We start from the raw sequence: 1,273 nt of genomic DNA, 5'->3' as shown, positions 1-1,273 counted from the left end.
GCCGCCTCGCGCGGCAGCGGTCCAAGGCCGGCGGAGACGGCGTGGCTGCCGTCTCCGTCCGGGGTCTCTCCTGTCTCGTTGCTGGGGGCATCGCTCATGCCAACCAGCATGCGCAGGAGCAGTTGCGAGATGTCGAAAGACCCTTGCGAGGGCAGACAAATGCCTTGTGAAGCGACCCTTGATCGCATGCACGACGTGGTGTGCCGCATCGGCGAGCCTCGCCCCGGCGAGAACATCAAGGCGGGGCTCGCCCGCGCCGCACGCGAAATCGGCCTGACCTTCGAGCGGGCCTTCAGCTTCCGCTACCGGCGCGCCCGCAGCGTCGCCGCCCACGAATGGCTTGCAGCGCAGTGCGCGGAGCAGCGGTGGGTCGAACAAGAGATGCGCCGCCTGGACGCGCAGCGGGCCCTGCTCGCCGCACGGCAGGCCGCCATGAGGGCATCCTATGCGCAGATGGCAACACCGTTCGCTGCTGGCGCTGCGCAGGCTGGCGATCAGCAGATCGGCGTGGTGGCAGAGAGTGGATGCCTGGGCCGAGGCGCGGATCAAGCGCCTGTTCGGGTGGTGAGCCGATGACCCTCATGATCCGCGACGCCATCGCCCGCTCCATCGCCAACAGTGCGGCACGCGAAATCACGCAGGACGACATGGGTGACCCGTTCCTGCCAGACGACGGCGCCAACGAGATCGCCCGCGACCTGATCGCCGACCTCGACACTGCCGGCCTCGCCGTCGTCAAGCCGCTGACCGGCGAGGCGGCGCGGGTCCAGCTCATCATGTCGCTGGTCAACTCCGGGCGCTGGACGCGCGCCGACGCCGAGCGCGTCGCGCCACAGCTCATGGCCGGGCTCGACGGCCTCGGCCTCCGTCTGCACAGGAGCGCGTGAGATGGCCGTCACCAGGGCGCAGGAGCGGGTGCTTCGGAAGGCCGCCGAGGGCGGCGTCCAGGCGCGCGGCGGCTTCGCGGAGATCGTGAAGCGCCGCGAGGCGGGCGTGCCGGACCTGTTCGATGACACGGCGCCGCCGAGCGACCGGCTCGACCGTGAGTATGTCATCTCGCGGATGGTCAACGACGGCTTGCTGACCTGGGGCGAGGGCGCGAACGAGTACATCCCGACCGCGAAGGGCAATGACGTGCTGGCCCGGCGGGATCGGCAGCGCGCGCGGAGGGCGGCGTCGTGAGCTGGACCGACGAGAGCACAGCCGAGGCCGCGCGCCTCTGGCATGAGGGCAAGCTCAGCGCCCGCGAGATCGGCGCGCGCCTCGGCGTGTC

Annotated in this window: 3 protein-coding genes; all 3 read left to right on the top strand. The window is 70.8% G+C overall.

What is annotated here, in order from left to right:
• Positions 1-129: 129 nt before the first annotated feature.
• Genes M0638_RS28310 through M0638_RS28300 form a run of 3 tightly spaced genes read left to right on the top strand, consistent with a single transcriptional unit; the run spans position 130 to position 1,182 of the window.
• Entirely contained in the window at positions 130-576 is a 447-nt protein-coding gene (locus tag M0638_RS28310; RefSeq protein WP_248670302.1) for a hypothetical protein, read from the top strand.
• Entirely contained in the window at positions 573-887 is a 315-nt protein-coding gene (locus M0638_RS28305) for a hypothetical protein (protein ID WP_248670301.1), read from the top strand. The genes M0638_RS28310 and M0638_RS28305 overlap by 4 nt, the downstream gene beginning before the upstream one ends.
• A gap of 1 nt (position 888) precedes the next feature.
• Positions 889-1,182 (top strand): hypothetical protein, encoded by a 294-nt coding sequence (locus tag M0638_RS28300; protein WP_248670300.1) that lies wholly within the window; start codon positions 889-891, stop codon positions 1,180-1,182.
• Positions 1,183-1,273: the final 91 nt, after the last annotated feature.

It is taken from the genome of Roseomonas acroporae, from assembly GCF_023223525.1.
GTDB classification, from domain to species: domain Bacteria; phylum Pseudomonadota; class Alphaproteobacteria; order Acetobacterales; family Acetobacteraceae; genus Roseomonas_E; species Roseomonas_E acroporae.
This window is presented reverse-complemented; position numbering and strand designations above follow the sequence as displayed.